The organism is Paraburkholderia sp. CI3 (assembly GCF_050436505.1).
GTDB lineage: Bacteria > Pseudomonadota > Gammaproteobacteria > Burkholderiales > Burkholderiaceae > Paraburkholderia > Paraburkholderia tuberum.
This window is the reverse complement of the sequence record NZ_JBNDMI010000004.1, coordinates 1,660,930-1,680,632: the sequence shown is the minus strand read 5'-3', so window position 1 is coordinate 1,680,632 and position 19,703 is coordinate 1,660,930. Positions and strand designations below refer to the sequence as shown.

At 61.8% G+C, this 19,703-nt stretch carries 15 protein-coding genes and 3 pseudogenes; 7 read left to right on the top strand and 11 right to left on the bottom strand.

The window, feature by feature from the left end:
* Positions 1 to 86: 86 nt before the first annotated feature.
* A complete protein-coding gene (locus OKW29_RS29060; RefSeq protein ID WP_184074445.1) occupies positions 87 to 1,001 on the bottom strand; it encodes a helix-turn-helix transcriptional regulator in 915 nt (304 codons plus the stop codon).
* Positions 1,002 to 1,324: 323 nt separating this feature from the next.
* Positions 1,325 to 2,452 carry an FAD-dependent monooxygenase gene (locus OKW29_RS29055; protein WP_429293518.1) on the bottom strand — a complete coding sequence of 376 codons (1,128 nt, stop codon included), beginning with the start codon at positions 2,450 to 2,452 and terminating at the stop codon, positions 1,325 to 1,327.
* Positions 2,453 to 2,576: 124 nt separating this feature from the next.
* On the opposite strand from OKW29_RS29055, the gene OKW29_RS29050 reads away from it, so the two are divergent.
* The 3 genes and pseudogenes from OKW29_RS29050 to OKW29_RS29040 all read left to right on the top strand — a co-directional run bounded on the left by OKW29_RS29050 (position 2,577) and on the right by OKW29_RS29040 (position 5,410).
* Entirely contained in the window at positions 2,577 to 3,569 is a 993-nt protein-coding gene (locus tag OKW29_RS29050) for an IS5 family transposase (RefSeq protein ID WP_429292348.1), read from the top strand.
* Positions 3,570 to 3,871: 302 nt separating this feature from the next.
* A pseudogene (locus tag OKW29_RS29045) lies at positions 3,872 to 4,860 on the top strand (MBL fold metallo-hydrolase).
* Positions 4,805 to 5,410 (top strand): DUF3331 domain-containing protein, encoded by a 606-nt coding sequence (locus tag OKW29_RS29040; RefSeq protein ID WP_429293517.1) that lies wholly within the window; start codon positions 4,805 to 4,807, stop codon positions 5,408 to 5,410. The pseudogene OKW29_RS29045 and the gene OKW29_RS29040 overlap by 56 nt, the downstream one beginning before the upstream one ends.
* Here OKW29_RS29040 and OKW29_RS29035 read toward each other — a convergent pair.
* Together OKW29_RS29035 and OKW29_RS29030 are read right to left on the bottom strand one after the other, a co-directional pair.
* Positions 5,407 to 5,622: an amidohydrolase family protein gene (locus OKW29_RS29035; RefSeq protein ID WP_429294961.1), complete on the bottom strand. Its 216-nt coding sequence runs from the start codon at positions 5,620 to 5,622 to the stop codon at positions 5,407 to 5,409. The two genes, OKW29_RS29040 and OKW29_RS29035, sit on opposite strands and share 4 nt — an antisense overlap.
* Before the next feature lie 133 nt (positions 5,623 to 5,755).
* A pseudogene (locus tag OKW29_RS29030) lies at positions 5,756 to 6,154 on the bottom strand (amidohydrolase family protein); the annotation flags it as partial.
* Positions 6,155 to 7,207: 1,053 nt separating this feature from the next.
* On the opposite strand from OKW29_RS29030, the gene OKW29_RS29025 reads away from it, so the two are divergent.
* A complete protein-coding gene (locus OKW29_RS29025; RefSeq protein WP_429293516.1) occupies positions 7,208 to 7,603 on the top strand; it encodes a hypothetical protein in 396 nt (131 codons plus the stop codon).
* Positions 7,501 to 7,755: pseudogene (locus OKW29_RS29020) on the top strand (IS30 family transposase); the annotation flags it as partial. The gene OKW29_RS29025 and the pseudogene OKW29_RS29020, both read left to right, overlap by 103 nt.
* Positions 7,756 to 8,705: 950 nt before the next feature.
* Here OKW29_RS29020 and OKW29_RS29015 read toward each other — a convergent pair.
* The 6 genes from OKW29_RS29015 to OKW29_RS28990 all read right to left on the bottom strand — a co-directional run bounded on the left by OKW29_RS29015 (position 8,706) and on the right by OKW29_RS28990 (position 15,795).
* Entirely contained in the window at positions 8,706 to 9,962 is a 1,257-nt protein-coding gene (locus OKW29_RS29015; RefSeq protein WP_429293515.1) for a tyrosine-type recombinase/integrase, read from the bottom strand.
* Between the two features lie 316 nt (positions 9,963 to 10,278).
* Entirely contained in the window at positions 10,279 to 10,695 is a 417-nt protein-coding gene (locus OKW29_RS29010) for a lysozyme inhibitor LprI family protein (RefSeq protein ID WP_429293514.1), read from the bottom strand.
* Positions 10,692 to 11,168 (bottom strand): glycoside hydrolase family protein, encoded by a 477-nt coding sequence (locus OKW29_RS29005; RefSeq protein ID WP_429293513.1) that lies wholly within the window; start codon positions 11,166 to 11,168, stop codon positions 10,692 to 10,694. Before OKW29_RS29005 ends, OKW29_RS29010 begins: the two co-directional genes overlap by 4 nt.
* Before the next feature lie 103 nt (positions 11,169 to 11,271).
* Positions 11,272 to 12,423, bottom strand: a complete 1,152-nt coding sequence (locus tag OKW29_RS29000; protein WP_429293512.1) for an acyl-CoA dehydrogenase family protein — start codon at positions 12,421 to 12,423, stop codon at positions 11,272 to 11,274.
* A gap of 12 nt (positions 12,424 to 12,435) precedes the next feature.
* Positions 12,436 to 13,644 carry an acyl-CoA dehydrogenase family protein gene (locus OKW29_RS28995; RefSeq protein WP_429293511.1) on the bottom strand — a complete coding sequence of 403 codons (1,209 nt, stop codon included), beginning with the start codon at positions 13,642 to 13,644 and terminating at the stop codon, positions 12,436 to 12,438.
* A gap of 30 nt (positions 13,645 to 13,674) precedes the next feature.
* Positions 13,675 to 15,795 carry a 3-hydroxyacyl-CoA dehydrogenase NAD-binding domain-containing protein gene (locus OKW29_RS28990; RefSeq protein WP_429293510.1) on the bottom strand — a complete coding sequence of 707 codons (2,121 nt, stop codon included), beginning with the start codon at positions 15,793 to 15,795 and terminating at the stop codon, positions 13,675 to 13,677.
* A gap of 127 nt (positions 15,796 to 15,922) precedes the next feature.
* On the opposite strand from OKW29_RS28990, the gene OKW29_RS28985 reads away from it, so the two are divergent.
* The gene (locus tag OKW29_RS28985; protein ID WP_429293509.1) at positions 15,923 to 16,831 is read left to right on the top strand and encodes a LysR family transcriptional regulator; all 909 of its coding nucleotides are present in this window, start codon (positions 15,923 to 15,925) and stop codon (positions 16,829 to 16,831) included.
* Positions 16,832 to 16,841: 10 nt separating this feature from the next.
* Here the strand turns inward: OKW29_RS28985 and OKW29_RS28980 are convergent, their stop codons facing one another.
* The gene (locus OKW29_RS28980) at positions 16,842 to 17,552 is read right to left on the bottom strand and encodes a hypothetical protein (protein WP_429293508.1); all 711 of its coding nucleotides are present in this window, start codon (positions 17,550 to 17,552) and stop codon (positions 16,842 to 16,844) included.
* Positions 17,553 to 18,013: 461 nt separating this feature from the next.
* On the opposite strand from OKW29_RS28980, the gene OKW29_RS28975 reads away from it, so the two are divergent.
* A complete protein-coding gene (locus OKW29_RS28975; protein ID WP_429293507.1) occupies positions 18,014 to 19,678 on the top strand; it encodes an acyl-CoA synthetase in 1,665 nt (554 codons plus the stop codon).
* Positions 19,679 to 19,703 lie beyond the last annotated feature (25 nt).

Sequence of the window (19,703 nt, the reverse complement as noted above, 5' to 3'; positions counted from 1 at the left end):
CCGGTGCCGCGGGAAGGGCGTGCCACGCCCTGCTTGCCTAATGTCTGATCAAAAAACTTTGCAGCAGAACTTGGGAGCCACGCGATTCAGTTGCGTGCGTGGCGGCGCCAGGTACCCGGGGGCATACCGACCAATTGCGAGAAGGTTCGCGTGAAGTGGCTTTGATCCGAGAAGCCGCATGCAATCGCGATATCCGACAACGATCCGTCGGAATGCCGCAGCAGATCCCGGGCGCGATCGATGCGCTGCTCCAACAGCCATTGATGCGGCGTGCGATCCGTGGTCTCGCGAAATGCGCGGATGAAGTAGCTGCGCGACAGATTGCACGCGCTCGCGATTTTTTCGAGCGAAACGCTCCCTTGTGCCTTCGCGAGGAGCATATCTTTGGCGCGCGTTTCATGCAGGCTCGACAACCGCCGGCTCTTCTTGTTCGATTGAGCCGGCGCGTTGCCATACCGGTCGATCAGATGCGTGCCGATGGTCACGCCCAGTTGCTCGACGAAGAGCGGACTGACGTTATCCGGGCTGTCGAGCGTGAGCGCCAATACCTGTGCCAGATGACCGAAGATCGGGTCTTTGCGGCCCGGCAGCGATGAGAAGCCCGCGATGGCGGACCCGCTGCGCTCGTAGCAGGTATTCGTGATAAAGGCGCGCGAGAGTTCCACCAGCACGAAATCGAATGCGCCGTGCAAGTCCGCGCGGTAGTCCTCTTCGAAATTGCGAATGTAGACCGAGTCCTTCTCGAAGTCGTGCAATGCCGACCGACTGCCCGAGATGATTCGCCTACGATGGCCGGCTGTCAGCGAAACACCGATCAGGAACCCGCGATCCGAGGCGGGCGTCGCTACCTCGCTGGTTTGTTCGCGACGCCTGCATTTGCGATAAAACGCGAATTCGCCCGTATCGAGTTCAAGGTCTTTGTGCAGTTGATTCGAAACGCATCCCAGCGAGTCCTTGTGCCGGAATGCCGTCGCAGTGAAAGCTTCTGAATGGTCAAGCATGATCCGTCACCTCTGTTCGTCTCGCTACAGCCGCTTGCCGGTTCGCGTTGCCAAGATCAGCAGATGGTGATAATCGGCGGGATGCGCAATTATCTCGAAAATAATCGAGGTCAAATATTAATTTTTGTTTAGCTTTCGGTATTTCGGGGGCGAACGAGCGTGTTTATTTTCGCGTCGACGACATGACTGGCGGAATCGAACGATGAACAAGGCGTGCCTGTAGTCGGCGATTGTGGACGTCGACTATTTCAGTCCGATGTCGGACGCGGTGCGCATGCTCAACGCCTTATGCGAAGGCGTCTGCTGCAATGGCGGTGCGTGCATTATGGCGAACCAAGGCCGAACGATTGAGCGAGCCGCGGCCCCTTGAGAAGCAGGGGTTCGACGGCTGCACGTCGAACCGTGGCCCACTCCGCGAGTATCCGGGCGACATCAGGACCCGGCTCCGCGAGCGCTTGCGCGAGGCTCACGGCGTCATCGGCGGCTTTCGACGTGCCCGAGCCGGTATGGGGCCGCAGCGTGCACGCGGCGTCGCCGACCAACGCGATGCGGCCTTTGGCGAACGACGGACTCAGCGCATCGGAGATCGCCTGCAGGAAGGGGGCTCCGGTTGCGGCCACCAGTTGCGACAGCGTGCGTGGAAGGCGCTCCAGCGCCGCCTGATGCAGGTGCGCCAGCGATCGCTCCGACAGTTCGCCGGGCGCCACCGACGCATGGTGACGCAGACCGTCGCGGCCGGTGAGAAACGCCCCGATTGACGCCGCATGGGTTTCGTTCCTGTACCAGAGCCAATTGAAGCGGCGCGTGCCCGGTTCGAGGGAGCCGTCCAGCGCGGGAATCAGGAACGTCATGAACAGTTCGCTTGCCGCATGGAAGAGCGTCATGTTCTCGACCAGATCCGCGATGTCGGCGCGGTTGAACGTGCTTTCATCCACCACGCCGCGCCACGCGATGTAGCCCGCATACGACGAAGCGCTATCGGGAAACAGCATCGAGCGAAGCCGCGAACCGGTGCCGTCCGCGGCGATCAGGATGTCGGCGCGAACCGGTGCCGCGCCATCTGCGAATCGGATATCGACGCTGTCCGCAACTTCAGCGACACTCTCGACGGTGTGCCCGTAGAGAATGGCGGTGGGCGGCAGCATGCTGCATAGCGACCGGTAGACGGCGTCCCAGGAAGAAAACGGCAGCAATTCGGGGTCCTCGCGAATCACGTTACCGTTCCGATCGATCCAGCGCCGGCGGTGCGTGGGTACCGACAACATGGCGCGGACCCGATGGCCGTGCTGTTCGAGAAACCGTAGCATTTGCCGCAACACCACGACGCCGCCGCCGCGACCGCGAAGCGGCGCCGTGGCACGCTCGTAGACGTGCACGTCGTGACCCGTGCACGTCAGCGTCAACGCGCATGCGAGTCCTGCTATTGAACCGCCGGCAATGGCTATTTTCATGTTCGTGGTGCAGTGTCCATTCAATGATTCAGTCTAGGGAAACACTGATTAATGCGGCTTGGCTGTCATCGTTGACGTGGCCGAGGACGTTATAGAAGGCAACTCACGGAACGGACCCCCGACGATGAAGAGGCAGATCGGCTTCGCGGAAGCGGAAATTGCAGGCAAGAAGCGCGTGACGAGGCGCCAACGCTTCCTGGCGGAGATGGAGAAGATTGTGCCTTGGCAGCGCTTGCTGGCGGCAATTGAGCCGCATTACCCGAAGGGCGCGCGAGGCCGTCCGCCGATTGGCCTGGAGCGGATGTTGCGGATCTACTTCCTGCAACAGTGGTACGGGCTGTCGGACGAAGGACTGGAAGACGCACTGTATGACAGCGTCGCACTGCGTGCTTTCGCCGGCATTGATCTGGCAGTCGAGAACGTGCCGGATGCGACCACGCTGTTGAAATTCCGGCGTCTGCTGACCGAGCACGAACTGACACGGAAGCTGTTCGACGAGATTGGTATCTCGCTGTGTGAGCGTGGACTGCTGATGAAGGAAGGCACGCTGGTGGATGCGACGATCATCGAAGCGCCACCGTCGACCAAAAACACTGAGAAGAGCCGTGACCCGGAGATGCATCAAACGAAGAAGGGCAACGAATGGCACTTCGGGATGAAAGCCCACGTTGGCGTGGACGCCGAGTCGGGCCTGATCCACAGTGTGGTCGGCACGGCGGCTAACGTGTCGGATGTGTCGCAAGCCCATCTGCTGCTGCACGGCCATGAGGAGGAAGCGTTCGCCGACGCGGGCTACATTGGCGTAGACAAGCGCGACGAAATGCAGGGCAAGGCAGTGAAGTGGCACGTCGCGGTCAAGCGCGGAAAGATCAAGGCGATGTCGGAAGGCCCGCTGAAGGACCTGGTGATCGCGGTTGAACGAACCAAGGCGCAGATCCGGGCGCGGGTCGAGCATCCGTTCCATATCGTCAAGAACCTGTTTCACCATCACAAGACCCGATACAAGGGCCTGGCGAAGAACACCGCGCAACTGTTCAGCCTGTTCGCTCTGGCGAATCTGGTGATTGCGCGAAATCTGTTGCGATCGGTTCATGGGAGCAATCCGTCTTGCGTGTGAAAAAGGCGAGCAGAGAAGCTCGTTTACGAGCCAGATTCATCGAAATGAGCGCCGATTCGATTCGTTATCCGTAAAATTCGACGCCGCTTCATCTGCAAGCCGCGCGGGCGGCACATTAATCAGCATTTCCCTAGGTTTCTGACTCTTGCGATATCGCACTCTAGCGCGGCATCAGCAGTTGTGCTTGCCGCCGGCCATTGATCACCGCGTTGGCTCAGGACTATTAATAAAAATTAGCAACGGTTTCGAACGTGCCGTCGTATGCTTTTTCCATGCTGGAGCCAACCACGAGGAACAAAGTAATGAAGCTGATTCGGCGCGGATTATCCACGAATGTCGGTGCGTGGTGCATCGTGATACTGAGCATCGTAGCGGGGGTGGGGCCGAACAGTGCGTTTGCCGCTGCGCCGCAGGTCAAAACGCAGGGCCCAGGTTTTTATCGGATGATGGTCGGTCAGTTCGAAGTGACCGCATTGCTCGACGGCACGCATCCGTTTCCGATCGACACGGTAATTGAAGGTGTACCGAAGGCTGAAGTCGAACGTGACCTCGCGCGCGATTTTTTGCAGGCACCGGTTCAAGGATCGATCAACGCCTTTCTGATCAATACCGGTTCGAAGCTGATTCTTATCGACACCGGCGCGGGCGTGCTCTATGGCGACTGCTGCGGACGCCTGCTGGCTAATCTGCGCGCCGCGGGCTATCAGCCCGGGCAGATCGACGAGGTATTGCTCACGCATCTGCATAAAGACCATGTTGGTGGCATCGTCGCCAACGGTGCGATGGTGTTTCCGAATGCGGTTGTGCGGACCAGCCGGACCGAAGCGGACTATTGGCTGAATCCGGCGAACAAAACGAAAGGCCCGCTTTTCTCAGCACATTTTTCGATGCGGCAATCGCATCCGTCGCCCCCTATGTGGCGGCCGGCCGCTTCAAGCCCTTCAGCGGGGACCTCGAACTCGATCCCGGGATTCGGGCCGCTGCGCTTCCCGGCCATACGCCGGGCCATACGGCATATCTCGTAGAGAGCGATTCCAAAGATCTGCTTGTGTGGGGCGATGTCATTCATGTCGCGGCGATCCAGTTGCGCAACCCTGCGGCGTCCGTCGAGTACGACTCCGACGCGGTAGCGGCGCGGCGCTCGCGCCGCTACGCGCTCAAGCTCGCCGCGGACAAACATTATCTCGTCGGCGCCGCGCATATCGCTTTTCCCGGATTGGGGCACATCAGGAAATATGGCAGTGCGTATGACTGGGTGCCGGTCAATTACGACGCCTCACCCGCGCAATGATGTCGGCGCCTGGTTTGCCTCTCACCCCATCGAGGAACGGCATATGGAAACAGAAGCGATTGCGCTCATGCCTCACACGCATCGCGCGAACGGCATCCGTCACGAAGCGCGTTGTGCTTCGTGCGAAAAGACAAACGCCACGATAAACGACATTGGGGCGTCCGTATGGGACCACGTGATCCATGCGCTTCTGCCCGGATATCGGAGCGAGGGCCTGGGCGACGCATACCTTGCGCGGCCGGCGTCTCGCCGCGCCACTTATGCGCCGTCGTCGCACATTCAGGTCGAAGTGATCGAGCGCCTTTCCGACACGTCGATTGCCGTGCTTTGGCAGGACGCGACGCGGTGCCGCTACGTCGATCAGGTGTGGATCAGTTGCCGCGCCCGCGTGAAAGGGCGCTGTGCGGTGAGCGGCGCGGTCGTCCGTCGCGAGGATTCGATCTACAAGCCGAGAGTGCGACCCACTCCCCCGGCTAATGCCACCGCCATGATTCTTGCCTCTGTGATCGAGCAAATGACCTGCATGGTTGGAGAGGGTGGGGTGCGCTAGATGCTCAGGAGTTGCGCCGCATTGCCGCCGAGAATCAGGTTCTTTTGCTCCGGTGGCAGTGCAAGACGATCGAGAAACGTGACCGGTTGCTCATAACCCATGTCGAAGCAGTAGTCGCTGCCGAGCAGCAGTCTGTCGATACCGATGTTCTGAATCAGAAAGTCCAGCGCAGGGCCTGAATGCGAGACCGTGTCGTAGCTGAAGCGGCGCAGATAGCTGCTCGGTTTTTTGCGCCAGTCTTCGCGTTTCCGGACGAACCGTCCGGCCCGCGTCGATGCGGCCCATCAGGATCGGTAACGCGCCGCCGGCGTGCGGCGGCGTAATGCGCAAGCGGGGATGGCGATCCATCACACCGCCGAGTATCAGGTGCGAGCCGGCAATCGCCGTGTCGAACGGATTGCCGAGCAGGTTGCTCAGATAGAAGTCGCCCAACCGTGCGCCGCCGACAGTCTGCTGCGGATGCAGAAAAACCGGCAAATCCAGTTGCTCGATCCGCGCAAAGACCGGTTCGAACAGCGGGTCGTCGAGGCCGCGATTGTTGATGTTGGTGTCCATGTAGACGCCGCGGACGCCGGGCAATCCGGCGGCGCGTTCGAGTTCGTCGATCGCGCCGTGAGGGTTGAGCATCGGCAGTGTCGCCAGCACGACGAAGCGTGCCGGATGCCGCAAGTGGACGCTCGATGCCGCCGCATTCCACGTTCTCGCGAGCTTTGCGTTGAAGGCGCGGTCGGCCCAGTAAGCCATCGGCACGCTCAACGAAAGAGCCTGCTTGTCGACCGCGAAAGCCCTACAGTGCGCGCGCCAGTTCTCGACCCTACCTGAGAGGGTCTGTGGGTGCGATTCCCATGGGCTACTCACCTAGACATAAAAGAAATGAGCAAAATTTTGATTGATGTCAGAGCTTCATTCCATATCCTATTGTCGTGTTCTGCGTAGGCCCAGTGTTGGACATCCAGTTCAGTGCGTCGGCGACGAATACGACGCGTACGACCACGATGACGATGCGGAGGCAGCGCGGACGACCCTCTGGAATTCAAGCGTTGGCCCCCTGGGCGCCAAAAACCGGCGCAAGCCTATCCTGCCATACCTCGTTTCAATGTCCGTTTTTATCTTCCGGCCAAGCGCTTTCAGCGAGGTTGGCCGGGAATTTCCGTAAGGCGGCCAGATGCGTCCGCGGGATGCACCCCATGAATCCGCTGTTCTTCCTTTGCTCGACCGCACACCGTATCTCATGGTGCGGGATGTCGATTGAACGAGTCTGCATACTGGGCAGGCGGATTTCTGCGTAGTGATCCGGTCCACTGCCGCTACCTGAATGTCAGATGTCTGCGAGGGCCGCGGCTGGAGTCGGTAATCGCACGCGCTGAATCGGCAACGTCGATTCAGCTTCGGGCGGCTGTTGATCTCCTAAAATCTCGCCGGTCTTTCCCAAAGATATGCAGGCAGGGCTATCGGGAGTTCGTAGAGTAAGGGATATAGTCTGCGAGACTATCGTGTCTCTATCGGCTCGCAGTTCCATTGTGTGAATCCTGATGGCCAGAACGATTCAGCCTGTTGCCTGTGATCGTTCTGCGCCTGCGCCGTCGTGAAGTTTGCCCGGAATCCCTTCGCTACGTCTTTCCGGACATCGGCCCGGTCCGTTGCTCGTGCCAGACGTGTCCAAAATATTTCTTTTATTCCAACGCGATCCGTCTGATTCCATGACGTTCCGATAGCGAAAATCCGGCCAAAAACAGGTGTTGACGAGGTCTTCCCGAGTGAACAAGATGGGATAAAGAGAGCACGACGGAGCGAGCCATGCCAGTTGCGAAAAGCTATACCCGGGCGCAATGGGATGAGCTTGTCCGCACTCTGGAATCACTGCCGGTCAAGCCAGAGGCCGAGCAGCGCGTCTCTATTACCGATGCGATGAAAGAGATGCGTCTGGTAATCGGTGCGGTGAGGAAGAAGGGATATACGCTGGATGAAATCGTTGAACATGCACGGAAGAAGGGCGTTGATTTTAGCGTTGGCTCTGTCAAGTACGCGTTATACCCATCGAAGAAAGACAAACCAGCTCGACAGTCTGCAAAGGAATCGGCACGAGGACGGACCATAAACGGTTCACCATCGCCACCGACATTGCCGTGTATTTCTGCGATCCGAAACACCCCTGGCAACGTGGCTCGAATGAAAATACCAACGGCCTGTTAAGACAATACTTCCCGAAAGGCATCGATCTGTCGGTCTACTCACAGGCCAAACTCAACGCCGTGGCTCGAAGGCTGAACGAGCGTCCAAGGAAGACGTTGGATTACGAAACGCCGGCTGAACGGTTCCATCGAACTATTGCATCGACCGGTTGAATCCGCCCCTGGAAGCTGCCATTGAAGGGGCGAGGGATCCAGTGACCGGATGGGGTCGAAAGTACGCGTTCGTTGAACTCGGTAGCGGCTGTTCGCCGCCGCTCCTCGATGAACGACCGGTGAGCAGCGGTAAGCAGGCACGTCCGCGTCGACACACGAACGACAGCTGTGGCCGAACTCCAGTCTCCCTGTGCGAGTAGACGAATGGCCGTTGTACCTTGAAAGCCGACGTGGAGCGCGCCGGGACGACGGCCCGCCATGGAGGCGAACTCCGACTCAGCCCGACGCGTGCTAGCGTGTCCTGATCGGCTCTGAGAATCGCGCGGGCTCCCCGATGCGGGGTTTCGCGATACGCACAATTGCCCTTGACATGAGTTTGATCGCGCCTGCTGAAGATTGAGACACTTGCCAGTCGTGGTTGCGCAGCATCTTCCGGTCGAGCGGCCGCTGCGCTGCGCTCGCCGGGGTTGCAGCACGGTTTGCATCGTTTCCGGTCGGTAACATGGCCGCAGTTGGGATCATGGCTTCTTCAAGCTTTGCCAGGATCGCGCTGGAAAGTGCCTGACGGTATCGAAGACGGTATTCCTGAAGAAGTCGGCATTCGGATGCCCTGTGTTCGCGATGTTTGAACGAAAGTGCGCGTGGATTCTCTGTTGCAGTCTGTCCAGAGCTGAAAACTGCCGACTGGATTTTTCGGTATGGCTGACGGTATCGTCACTCCCGACCGGCCGGAGAAGCCGTATACACAAGGGTCCCCGTCACCGATTGACGATCGAGTGGACATATCAAGAACGCGCCGGGCAGATTGCCGTCGATTATTCCACCGTCGCGACGTCGATCGCTCCGGCCGGTGTGGCGTGCTCTCTAATTTCGGCCGACGCGTCCCCTTGAGTTTGCTCGGTGGGTGCACCTTGCCCCGTCAACTTTTCCAGCCGCGCACCCAGCAGTTGTCATGCGGCGCGTTTCTCGACCGTATACGGATACCGCTGATAGATGCGTTTCATGCGGTTCTGCTCGCGATGGTTCATACATTTGTCGATCACAGCGGGTAATATGCCGATCGACTGCATCAAGGTAGCGGCTGTTCGGCGCAGGTCGTGCGGCGTCCATTTCTCGTCGCCGAGAACGAGAGAGTTAGTTTTAGCGGTTCGGTTGGCGTGTGCGTCACGTTCATAGAACACCAACTGGCGATCCGACACCTGCTTGGTGATGCTTTTGAGGCCGATGTGCGTTTCGGGTTTGTCTTCGCGGCGGTAGGCGGGCAGCAGCCATTCCTTGCTGTCGGACAGCTGGATGAGTGCACCCATGAGCTTCGCGGCGAAGTCGGACAGAAATACGATGTGAGCGTCCCCGTTCTTCGCGTTCTCAAATGGCACGCGCCAAATTCGCAGTTCAAGGTTGACGTCGCGTTTGCGTGTCTTGAGGACCTCGCCCACACGCGCGTTGGTTGCCAGGATCAGCATCAACACATGCTTTGTCGTTTTGGGCAAATTCGCGGACTCAAGGGCGTTCGGTAGGGCACTGATCTCATGATCCGAGAGCGTTCGCTCCCGTTCACCGTCTGTACCACCGACATCCTTCTTTAAGACCATAAGCAGGGGATCGACGGAAACGTATTCTCGCGCTTGGCACCATTTCATGAACTGCTTGAGATCTGTGAGCGTCCGGTTGGCGAGGCGGTTGGCGCCTCGCGCGATGATCGCATCAAGTGACGACATGATGTGAGCGCGACGCACGTCTTCCATCGCCATGTCGCCGAGCACTGGTAGCACATCCTTTTCGAATGCGCGACGGATTTCTTGCCCCTTGTCGGCCCGCTTCTGCAGAGCGGAGTAGGCCCACTCATTGAATCGCTGTCTGAACGTCTTCCGTGCGAGCTTGCCCTCGAGGCTACGGACTTCTGCGCCCGTCTCGGCTAGCTTTTTCAGCTTTTCGATGCGTTTGTGTTCCAGCGGATCTTCTCCGCAACTAATGCGTGCGCGCGCACTGTCACGGGCATCCCTGATTTGGCGAAGGCTCGACTTCGGGAATGTGCCGAGGCGGAGTTCGCGTACCCGGCCGCCTGCTCGATAGCGCAGCGAAAATTGGACGGAGATGCCCTTTGCCCCTGCGCGGACCACGCCAAAGACACCGTGTCCGTCAGCGAGACGTCGTCCATTGTCTGCCGGCGTTAGCGCTTGCAATTCCCTCGTGGCGAGCGTGCCCATTGCATTCTCCCGTGGGCAAATTTTGCCCCCACAATTGCCCCCACAGATTCGGGGGCTTGCAGGGCATCGTAGTGGAAATTGTGGGACAAGGTGTTCTAATAATTCATTATAAAATCAATGGGTTGAAGGCATATTCCGGAAGACGTTGGAAGTCCGTGGAACCGACAAAAACTTGCATGGGGTGCAGGTGGTCGGAGGTTCAAATCCTCTCGCCCCGACCAAAAAGATCAAAAGGACTTACGGTGAAAGCCGTAAGTCCTTTTTTCTTGCCCGTCGCGCGGGGCAGCGTTTCCCGCTGTCAACGCTTCGCCCACGCTCATCTGCATCCCGAAGCCTCGATTGCTTTGCTCATGCGCTCGGTTTCGGCTGTCTTGCACATCGCGACCGCCGTGGGCAGCATCGACCCGCCGCCCCATTCTCGCGAAGCCGATTTTTTGCAGTTGGCGTCACGGCGCGTTTTCCACGCGGTGAGCCTCTTCTCGATCGCCGCTTTGCAACTCGCCGACACCGCGGCCTTGCCCTTGACGAGCTGCTCCAGCTTCTGCTCCGCGACGATCTGATCGTGCCACGCGCACAGATTCATGCTCATCTGATTCGCGTCGCAATGCGACAGGGCCGCGTCGACCTCACTGGCGGGCAGTCCACTGCGGGTTGCGATGACGTCGGCTGGAGTGGATGCGGCGGCCAGTGCCGAACTGCTAACAAGCGCAAGCGCGACACACAGCCGTCTCATTGCCGGCCCTGCATCAGGAACGGCGCCGCTTCTTCGCGGCAGCGATTTACCAAGCCTGGCATTCGCACTGCCGGTAGCCGTCGCCCGTGGGCATCGCGAGGATGTACATAGACGTTGCGTGCCATTTCGATTGCGACTTCATCGTTCTGCCCACGATTTGCTACCGCTAACGCCTGTCGGGCGCCGGTTGCGCCCGTGTTATAGGTATAGCTCACGAGAGCGTCGAACCGCCGCTGCGTTAGCTCATGATCCGTAACTCGGCTTTTGACCGAACCTTCCGCGGCACGAACCCTTGTTGCGAGTTGAGCGTTGACATCTGCCAAGGTCACCGGCCGCCGCATTTCGTCATTGGTGCATCGGCCAAAGTACGCAGGCGTGCCTATCCCGAAGGTGCAATTGTTCGCTACGTCGTTGTCGTAGCGAAGGACAGCGCCCTCGCGCATCCGCAATGCAGTCCATCCGGCATCGCTCAACTTTTTTTTGATTCGTTTGGCACGTTCAGCTCCTCAAGAATAGGCGAGTGCAATCTGGCAGACTTGTCACCGGCACGCGTTCGCATTCGCAAGCGCACACGAATCACCGCCCTTGAGCCCCCAACGCCACAAACCGCTCCAGATGATGATCCTCATCCCCAAGCTGATGATCGATCATCACGAGCCGCTTCGCGTAATGCGCGAGCGGCAGTTCCCACGTCATACCGATCCCGCCGTGCAACTGGATGCATTCCTCCGCGACTCGCGTGCCGATCCGGCCGATGCTGTACTTCGCCGCCGACACCGCGCGCTCGCGCGCGTTTCGTTCGCCGTCGAGCGCCGCCGCCGCGTTGATCACCGCCGAGCGCGCCTGCTCGATTTCAAGCAGCAAATCGGCCATGCGATGCTGCAACGCCTGGAAGCTGCCGATCGGCACGCCGAACTGCTGGCGCGTGCGCAGATAGTCGAGCGTGTAGTCTTTCGCGACGTCCATTGCGCCGACCGCTTCCGCGCACAGCGCGAGCACGCCGCAACTCACCGCATATTCGAGCGTCGCAAAGCCGTGATCCACTGAGCCGAGCACGGTGTCGTCGCGGAGCGTGACGTCGTCGAACGTCACTTCGGCCGCGCGTCCTCCGTCGATCTTGCGGTAGCCGCGCACGCTCACACCCGTCGCGTCCCTCGGCACCAGAAACAGCGTGATGCCGGCTTCGGCATCGTCCTCGCCGCTCGTGCGTGCCGAGACGAGGAACGCCTGAGCATGCTCGCCATGCTGAACGACGGCCTTTGCGCCGTGCAACGTCCACACGCCGCTGTTGCCATTTACGCTGCGGCGCGCGCGCGTCGTCGCGACCCGGGCAAGCTCGTAATGACTGTCCGGTTCACCATGCGCGAGCGCAACGATCCGCGAGCCGTCGATCAACGAACCCAGCGCCGCATTCTGCACGTCGCTGCCGCTGCGAGCGATCGCCCGGCCGACGACCAGCGTATCGAGAAACGGTTCGACGACGAGCCCGCGGCCGATGCTCTCGAACACCACGGAAATATCGAACCCGCCGCCGCCAAAACCGCCGCTCGCTTCGTCGAACAGTGCGCCGATCACGCCAAGCTCCGCGAAGCGTGCCCACAATTCGGTGCTGAAGCCTTGCGTCGAGCGTGCGATTTCATCGCGCGTCGCGAAGCCGTACTGCTCGCTGATAAACCGATTCAGCGTATCCGCCAGCATGCGGCGATCTTCGGTGTGCTGGAAATTCATGACGTGCGCCTCTTACAGTCCGAGGATCATTTTGGAAATGATGTTCTTCTGGATTTCGTTCGAGCCGCCGAAGATCGACAGCTTGCGATTATTGAAGTACTGCGACGCGGCACTCGCGGCTTCGTCGGGGCCGACCGGCACGCCGTCGAAGCCTTCGTGCAGCGCTTGCTCGACGAACGGCTGCGCATAAGCGCCCATCGCACGCCGCGTCAGCGACGAGATCTCCTGACGGATCTCCGTGCCGCGAATCTTGAGCATCGAACTCTCGGCACCGGGCACGCCGCCGCCTGCCACGGCCGCGATCACCCGAAGATTGGTCGTCTTCATGTTCTCGAGATCGATCTCGACGCGCGCCATGCGTGCCGCGAACGCCGGATCCTCGGCGAGCGGCCGGCCGTTGCGCAGCTGTGTCGCGGCGATCTTGCGCAGACGGTTGAAGGCGGCGACGGAAAAGCCGACGCCGGCGATATTGGTGCGCTCGTACGTAAGCAGATATTTCGCGTAGGTCCAGCCCTTGTTTTCTTCGCCGACGAGATTTCCGACCGGCACGCGCACGTCGGTGAAGAACACTTCATTGACCTCGTGCTCGCCGTCGAGCGTGATGATCGGCCGGACTTCGACGCCCGGCGTGCTCATGTCGATCAGCAGAAAGCTGATGCCTTCCTGTTTGCGCACGTCGGTCGCGGTGCGCACGAGGCAGAAGATCATGTTCGCGTAATGACCGAGTGTGGTCCACGTCTTCTGGCCATTGACGAGGTAGTGCTCGCCCTGCGCGTCCTTGCCGCGCACTGCCGTCGTCTTGACCGACGCGAGATCGGAGCCCGCGCCGGGCTCCGAATAGCCCTGGCACCACCAGTCGGAACCATCGAGAATGCGCGGCAGCCAGTGACGCTTCTGCGCCTCGCTGCCGTACTTGATCAGCACCGGCCCGAGCATGTTGACGCCGAACGGCACGACGCGTGGCGCGCCGGCGAGTGCGCATTCGTTTTCGAAGATGAATTTCTGCACTGCGCTCCAACCCGGGCCGCCGTACTCTTTCGGCCAGTGATTCGCGAGCCAGCCTTGCGCGTTCAGAATCGCGTGCCACTCGGCCATGTCGTCGCGCGTCAGACGCCGCCCGCCGTGCACCTTGCCGGCGAGACGTCGCGGGAGCTTGTCGCGCAGAAACGCCAGCACGCTGGCGCGAAACGCTTCTTCCTCGGAAGTGAAGTTCAGATCCATCGCAGTCGTTCCGTCAGTATTCGTGGTGGTTCAGGCCGTCGTGTTCAGGCTCGCGAAATCCGCGCCGCGCTCGACCAGTTCGACGAGCAGCGGCGACGGCCGCCAGAACAGCGGGTCTTCCTTAGCGAACTCGCGGATGTCGGCGAGAATCGTCGGCAGGCCCACGCTATCCGCGTATTTCATCGGACCGCCGCGGTAGCGCGGAAAGCCGTAGCCGTACAGCAGGGTCACGTCGACGTCGAGCGGGCGCAGCGCGATACCTTCGTGGACGACGTTCGCGCCTTCGTTGATCATCGCGGCCAGATAGCGGCGCATGATCTGCTCGTCGGTGAAGCTGCGCGGCGTGATGCCCGCGCGCGCACGCTCGGCGTCGATGATCGCCTCGACTTCGGGATCGGGCATGGCGCCGCGCGATCCTTCGGGGTACAGATAGAATCCGCGGCCGGTCTTCTGGCCGAACCAGCCGCGCTCGCACAGGCGGTCGGCGATCTGCACGTAGCGCGCGTTCGGGTCGCGCGTGGCCGCGCGGCGTTGGCGCGCCGCCCAGCCGATGTCGCCGCCCGCGAGATCGACCACCTGAAACGGGCCCATCGGCAAGCCGAACGCCCGCACCGCCGCGTCGATCTGATACGGCGATGCACCGTCTTCCATCAGCGCGTCCGCGGCGGCGCGGTACACGGCAAGCAGGCGATTGCCGATGAAGCCGTCGCACACGCCGGCGCGCACCGGCGTCTTGCGCAGCTTCTTCGCGAACTCGAACGCGGTCGCGACGACGTCGGCGCTGACCTGCTTCGGCACCACGACTTCGAGCAGCTTCATGATGTTGGCGGGCGAGAAGAAGTGCAGGCCGATTACGTCGGCGGGGCGCGAGATGCTGGCTGCGATCGTGTCGATGTCCAGATACGACGTGTTGGTCGCGAGCACCGCGCCAGACTTGCAGACGCGATCGAGCTCGGCGAATACGGCCTTTTTGACGTCGAGATCTTCGAACACGGCTTCGATCACGAGGTCGGCGTGAGCAAGCGCATCGTACGACGTGCTGCCGCTCCAGCGCGCCATGGTCGCGGCTTTCTTCTCAGCGGTGAGGCGGCCCCTGGCGATCAGCCCGTCGTAGACCTTGTCGATGTGCGCGCGGCCACGCGCGAGCGCCGCTTCGTCGCGTTCGATCAGCGTGACGGGCAGCCCCGCGTCGAGCACTGCGACCGCAATGCCCGCGCCCATCGTCCCGCCGCCGATCACGCCGATCGCCTCGAGCGCGCGCGGTTTCGCGTCGCGCGTTTCGGGCGCCTTCAGCACTTCGCGCTCGGCGAAGAATGCGTGAACCAGGCCGGCGCGCTGCGGGCTGTCGAGGCATTGCAGGAACAGCTTGCGTTCGAGCTTCAAGCCCTCCTCGAAGGGCTGTTCGATCGCGGCTTCGACGGCATCGACGATTTTCAGCGGCGAGAACAGGCCGCGCGCTTTCTTCGCGGTTTCGTCACGCGCTTTCGCGACGGCGGCGCGGCTCGCGGCGCGATCGATCAATGCGGCGGCGTCGCGCGTGCGGCGTACCGGCGCGTGCGCGGCGAGCAGCTCGTGCGCGTAGGCGAGCCCTTCGGCGAGGATGTCGCCGCTGTCGCCGAGACGGTCGACGAGGCCGAGCGCGAGCGCCTCCTTCGCGCTCGCGTGACGGCCGCTCAGCATCAGGTCGAGCGCCGCCGGCGCGCCGATCAGACGCGGCGTGCGTTGCGTGCCGCCCGCGCCAGGCAGCAGACCCAGCTGCACTTCGGGCAGGCCGAGCTTCGCGCCGTCGACGGCGATCCGGTAATGCGCGGCGAGCGCCACTTCGAGCCCGCCGCCGAGCGCGGCGCCATGCAGCGCGGCAATCACGGGTTTCGTGCATGCCTCGATGCGATTGCACACGTCCGGCAGCGAAGGCGGCACCGGCGGCTTGCCGAACTCGCGAAGATCGGCACCGGCGATGAAGTTGCGCCCCGCGCCGACGATCAGCACGGCTTCGACCGCGCGGTCGGCGTCGGCGGCTTCGATCGCGGCCAGCAGGCCGCGCCGCACGTCGGCCGATAGCGCGTTGACCGGCGCGTGGTCGATCGTGACGAGCAGGACCTTGCCGTGCAATTCGCGCGTGACGACGTCGGCTGAGGAGGAAAGGGTCATCGGTAGGTGTCTCCGTTTGAGGATGGCGAGGCGCGCCGGATCGTCCCATTCTGGAGTGGTCAACGTTCATTGACAATGACACCGTTGATTGACAGACTGTCAAAATTATTTTGACAAAGGCTGGGCGATGGACGTCAACTCGCTGACCCTGCTCGTCGACATCCTCGACGCCGGCAATCTGAGCGAAGCGGCACGCCGGCTCAAGATGAGCCGCGCGAACGTCAGCTATCACCTGAATCAGCTCGAGCGTTCGGTCGGCCTGCAATTGGTGCGACGCACCACGCGTCGCGTCGAGCCGACCGAGATCGGTCTGCGGCTCTACGAGCACGGCCGCACGATCCGCAACGCGCTGCTGGCCGCGCGCGAGTCGGTGACGACACTGGGCCAGAGCCTGCAGGGGCGCGTGCGGCTCAGCGTGCCGAGCGGCTATGGCCAGCTCGTGATGTCCGGCTGGCTGATCGCGTTCAAGCGGCTGTATCCGGGTATCGTGCTCGATGTGATGTTCGAGAACCGTGTCGAGGATCTGATGCGCGACGAGATCGACATTGCGGTGCGCGTGATGTCGGAGCCGCCGCAAAACCTCGTCGCGCGGGATATGGGGACAGTCCGGTACGTGGCCTGCGCATCCCCCGAATTCGCGCGGACACACGGCATGCCCGCGACGCTCGACGACCTGCGCACCGCGCCGCTGATTACCGCGGCCGTGATCGGCAAGCAGTTGCGGCTCGCCGCGTATTTGCGCGACGAGCGTCATGAAGTCCTGCTCGAACCGACGATTATTTCGGAAAACTTTCTATTTTTGCGCCAGGCGGTCCTGGCCGGTCTCGGTGTCGGACTCGTGCCCGACTACGTGGTGCAGGACGATCTGAAGCTCGGCGCCGTGCTGACCGCGCTCGATGCCTGGCGGCTCAGCATCTTCGGCACGCACATGTACATGCTGTACATGCCGAATCGGCATCACACGCGCGCGGCGGCGACGTTCATCGACTTCGTGCTGGAGCAGGCGCAGGGCTCGGGCAGGGGCGGCGCGAACTGAAGCTGCGAACTCAGGCGCCAAGTCTGCGCGCGATGGCCGTCGTGACCATCGGCACGCCGACCCGCAGCAGCTTGCGCACGCCTTCGTCGCTACCGACTTTCTCCACCGCGTTGTCGATCATCGCCTGCATCACGCTCGCCGGATAAAACTCGCGAAACAGCGTGTTGGCGCCGGTTTGCTCGAACACGTGGTGCAGGAGCGACCCAACGGGGGGCCGATGCGCTTGAACAGGCCCATCTTGACCACCCGGTAGCGTGTACGCATTGGAACAGAGCGCCGCGCACTCGTCGAAATAGCGCGGCAGGAACACCTTGTAGTAATCGTTGAAGTGCACCGGATAGAACAGGCTTTCGGGAAGACCGGCCTTCACGCCGTAGATGGCGGTCAGCAGACGCGGGCCGGTGTCGCCCCACTTCAGTGCCCGGCCTTTCATCGCTTCGACCCGTTCGATCGCCTCGTGCAAGCGCGGCTGATCCAGATCGAGCCTCAGAATCGCATTACAGATGCTCGACTGGGTTTCCCGGCCGATCAGATCGCCCTTGACGTTGAGATCGAAATCGCGTAGCAGCAGCATGTCGGTATCGACCCAGATCTCATCGGTCTTCGTGAACATCACGAAGCGGAAATAGTCGGTGAAATGCTGCATCGACGGCACGCCGTGAATCGGGAAGTCGTTCAGCGAGTCGCGCGGCAGTATCGTGGTCGCGTCCTTCGCGATCACGCCGGGCGGCAGAGTGTCGATCGGCTCGTAGCTATAGAGCGCGACCTCGCTGCCGTACAGCGTGAAACGAATTCAGACAGGCGATCTCGTAGGGAGAAAGTTCCGGGCCATGCCAGAACGATGCAAACCTTGCCTTGCGCATATGTCATCCGGTAGCGATCGTGCGGCGCAACATGCGCGCCGAACCTGTGTAACGATCCTGGACGGGCACGGCACAGGTCAGATGTAAAGGGCTTGAATCGCAAGGAGTTGTCGCAAAACATTGAGTTCAGCGCAACGAGTCGGCGATTATGAGCGGGACTATGTCGTATCTGGCGAATTCAGTTGCGCACGGCAATGCATCAACTGAGTGCGCAAGGTCGTGGGCTAAACTGCGGAACACCGGCCATGCGCGCAGAGGCAGCAAGCGACGGACCATGCATCACGCCATGCAGCGACAACGACGATATCCAGGAGACCCGATGAACCTCGACGGCGAGACTTACGATTCGCTCACGGCCAGATTCGCGTGGCGTATTCCACCGCGCTACAACATCGGCGTCGACACATGCGACAAGTGGGCCGATGGCTCGGGGCGTCTCGCGCTAATCTACGAAGACGCCGACGGCCGCGCGACCCGCTATACGTTCGACGAACTGAAAGCCCTGTCCGACCGCTTCGCCAATGCGCTGCTCGCGGCGGGCGCGCGGCGCGGCGAGCGCATCGGCATCTTTCTGTCGCAATCGATCGAAACGGCCATCGCGCATCTCGCGGCTTACAAGGCCGGCATGGTCGCGGTGCCGCTGTTCGCGCTGTTCGGCGTGGACGCGATCGAGCATCGGCTCGGCGACAGCGCTGCGGTCGCGCTGATCACCGATCACGCCGGCGTGCAAAAGATCGACGAAATTCGCGGCGCGCTGCCCGAGTTGCGACACGTGTTCAGTGTCGATATCGAGCAGGATGACGAAGCATCGGACGCGCCCGTGCGGTCGTTCTGGCAGGCGTTGAATGGCGCTTGCGCCGAGTTCACGCCGGCCGACACCGCCGCGGACGATCCGGCGATCATCATCTATACGTCGGGCACGACCGGAAAACCGAAGGGCGCGTTGCACGGGCATCGCGCTTTGCTCGGGCACCTGCCCGGCGTCGAGATGTCGCAGCAGGGCTTTCCCGCGCGCGCGACGCTGATGTGGACGCCCGCGGACTGGGCGTGGATCGGCGGTCTGTTCGACGTGCTGCTGCCATCGTGGCATCACGGTGTCGCGGTGCTGGCGCGCCGTTTTGCGAAATTCGACGGCCACGCCGCGTTCGATCTGCTCGCGCGTCACGCGGTCTCCCATGCGTTTCTACCGCCGACCGCGCTGAAGATGATGCGCGGCGTCGAGCGGCCCGCTCATCTGCGTCTCGCGTTGCAATCGGTCGCGAGCGGCGGCGAATCGCTGGGCGAGGAACTGATCGGCTCTGGGCGCGACGCACTCGGCACGACGATCAACGAGTTCTACGGGCAGACCGAGTGCAACGTCGTGGTGTCGTCGTGCGCGGCGCTGTTCGAGCCGCGCTTCGGCGCGATCGGGCGCGCGGTGCCGGGGCACCATGTCGCGATCGTCGATGCCGCCGGCAACGAACTGCCGCCCGGCGCGATCGGCGATATCGCGGTGGCCGCGCCCGATCCGGTGATGTTTCTCGGCTACTGGCGCAACGTTGCGGCCACCAACGACAAATTCCGCGGCAGGTTTCTGCTGACCGGCGATCTCGGCACGCGCGACGCGGACGGCTTCATTCGCTTCGTCGGTCGTGGCGACGACGTGATCACGAGCGCCGGTTACCGGATTGGACCGGCGTCGATCGAGGATTCGCTGCTGCGTCATCCGGCCGTCGCGATGGCGGCCGTGGTCGGCGCCCCCGATCGCGAGCGCACCGAAATCGTGATGGCGTTCGTCGTGCTGAAAGCGGGTTTCGTCGGCGACGATGCACTCGTGCGCGAGATCCAGCAGCACGTGAAGACGCGTCTGGCCGCGCACGAATATCCGCGCGAGATTCGCTTCCTCGAAAGCCTGCCGATGACGGCCACCGGCAAGGTGATCCGCAAGACGCTGCGCGAGGCGGTGACGCACGGTCCGGACGCGATCTCACCGGCGAAAAACTGAGTCTGCTACGATGACCAACCCACGA

Excerpts from the sequence above, each read along its gene's own strand:
- OKW29_RS29060 (WP_184074445.1), bottom strand. The coding sequence starts at position 1,001 with ATGCTTGACCATTCAGAAGCTTTCACTGCGACGGCATTCCGGCACAAG.
- OKW29_RS29010 (WP_429293514.1), bottom strand. The coding sequence starts at position 10,695 with ATGAGACGGCTGTGTGTCGCGCTTGCGCTTGTTAGCAGTTCGGCACTG.
- OKW29_RS28990 (WP_429293510.1), bottom strand. The coding sequence starts at position 15,795 with ATGACCCTTTCCTCCTCAGCCGACGTCGTCACGCGCGAATTGCACGGC.
- OKW29_RS29015 (WP_429293515.1), bottom strand. The coding sequence starts at position 9,962 with ATGGGCACGCTCGCCACGAGGGAATTGCAAGCGCTAACGCCGGCAGAC.
- OKW29_RS28985 (WP_429293509.1), top strand. The coding sequence starts at position 15,923 with ATGGACGTCAACTCGCTGACCCTGCTCGTCGACATCCTCGACGCCGGC.
- OKW29_RS28975 (WP_429293507.1), top strand. The coding sequence starts at position 18,014 with ATGAACCTCGACGGCGAGACTTACGATTCGCTCACGGCCAGATTCGCG.
- OKW29_RS29050 (WP_429292348.1), top strand. The coding sequence starts at position 2,577 with ATGAAGAGGCAGATCGGCTTCGCGGAAGCGGAAATTGCAGGCAAGAAG.
- OKW29_RS29000 (WP_429293512.1), bottom strand. The coding sequence starts at position 12,423 with ATGAATTTCCAGCACACCGAAGATCGCCGCATGCTGGCGGATACGCTG.
- OKW29_RS29055 (WP_429293518.1), bottom strand. The coding sequence starts at position 2,452 with ATGAAAATAGCCATTGCCGGCGGTTCAATAGCAGGACTCGCATGCGCG.
- OKW29_RS28995 (WP_429293511.1), bottom strand. The coding sequence starts at position 13,644 with ATGGATCTGAACTTCACTTCCGAGGAAGAAGCGTTTCGCGCCAGCGTG.
- OKW29_RS29040 (WP_429293517.1), top strand. The coding sequence starts at position 4,805 with ATGGCAGTGCGTATGACTGGGTGCCGGTCAATTACGACGCCTCACCCG.
- OKW29_RS29025 (WP_429293516.1), top strand. The coding sequence starts at position 7,208 with ATGCCAGTTGCGAAAAGCTATACCCGGGCGCAATGGGATGAGCTTGTC.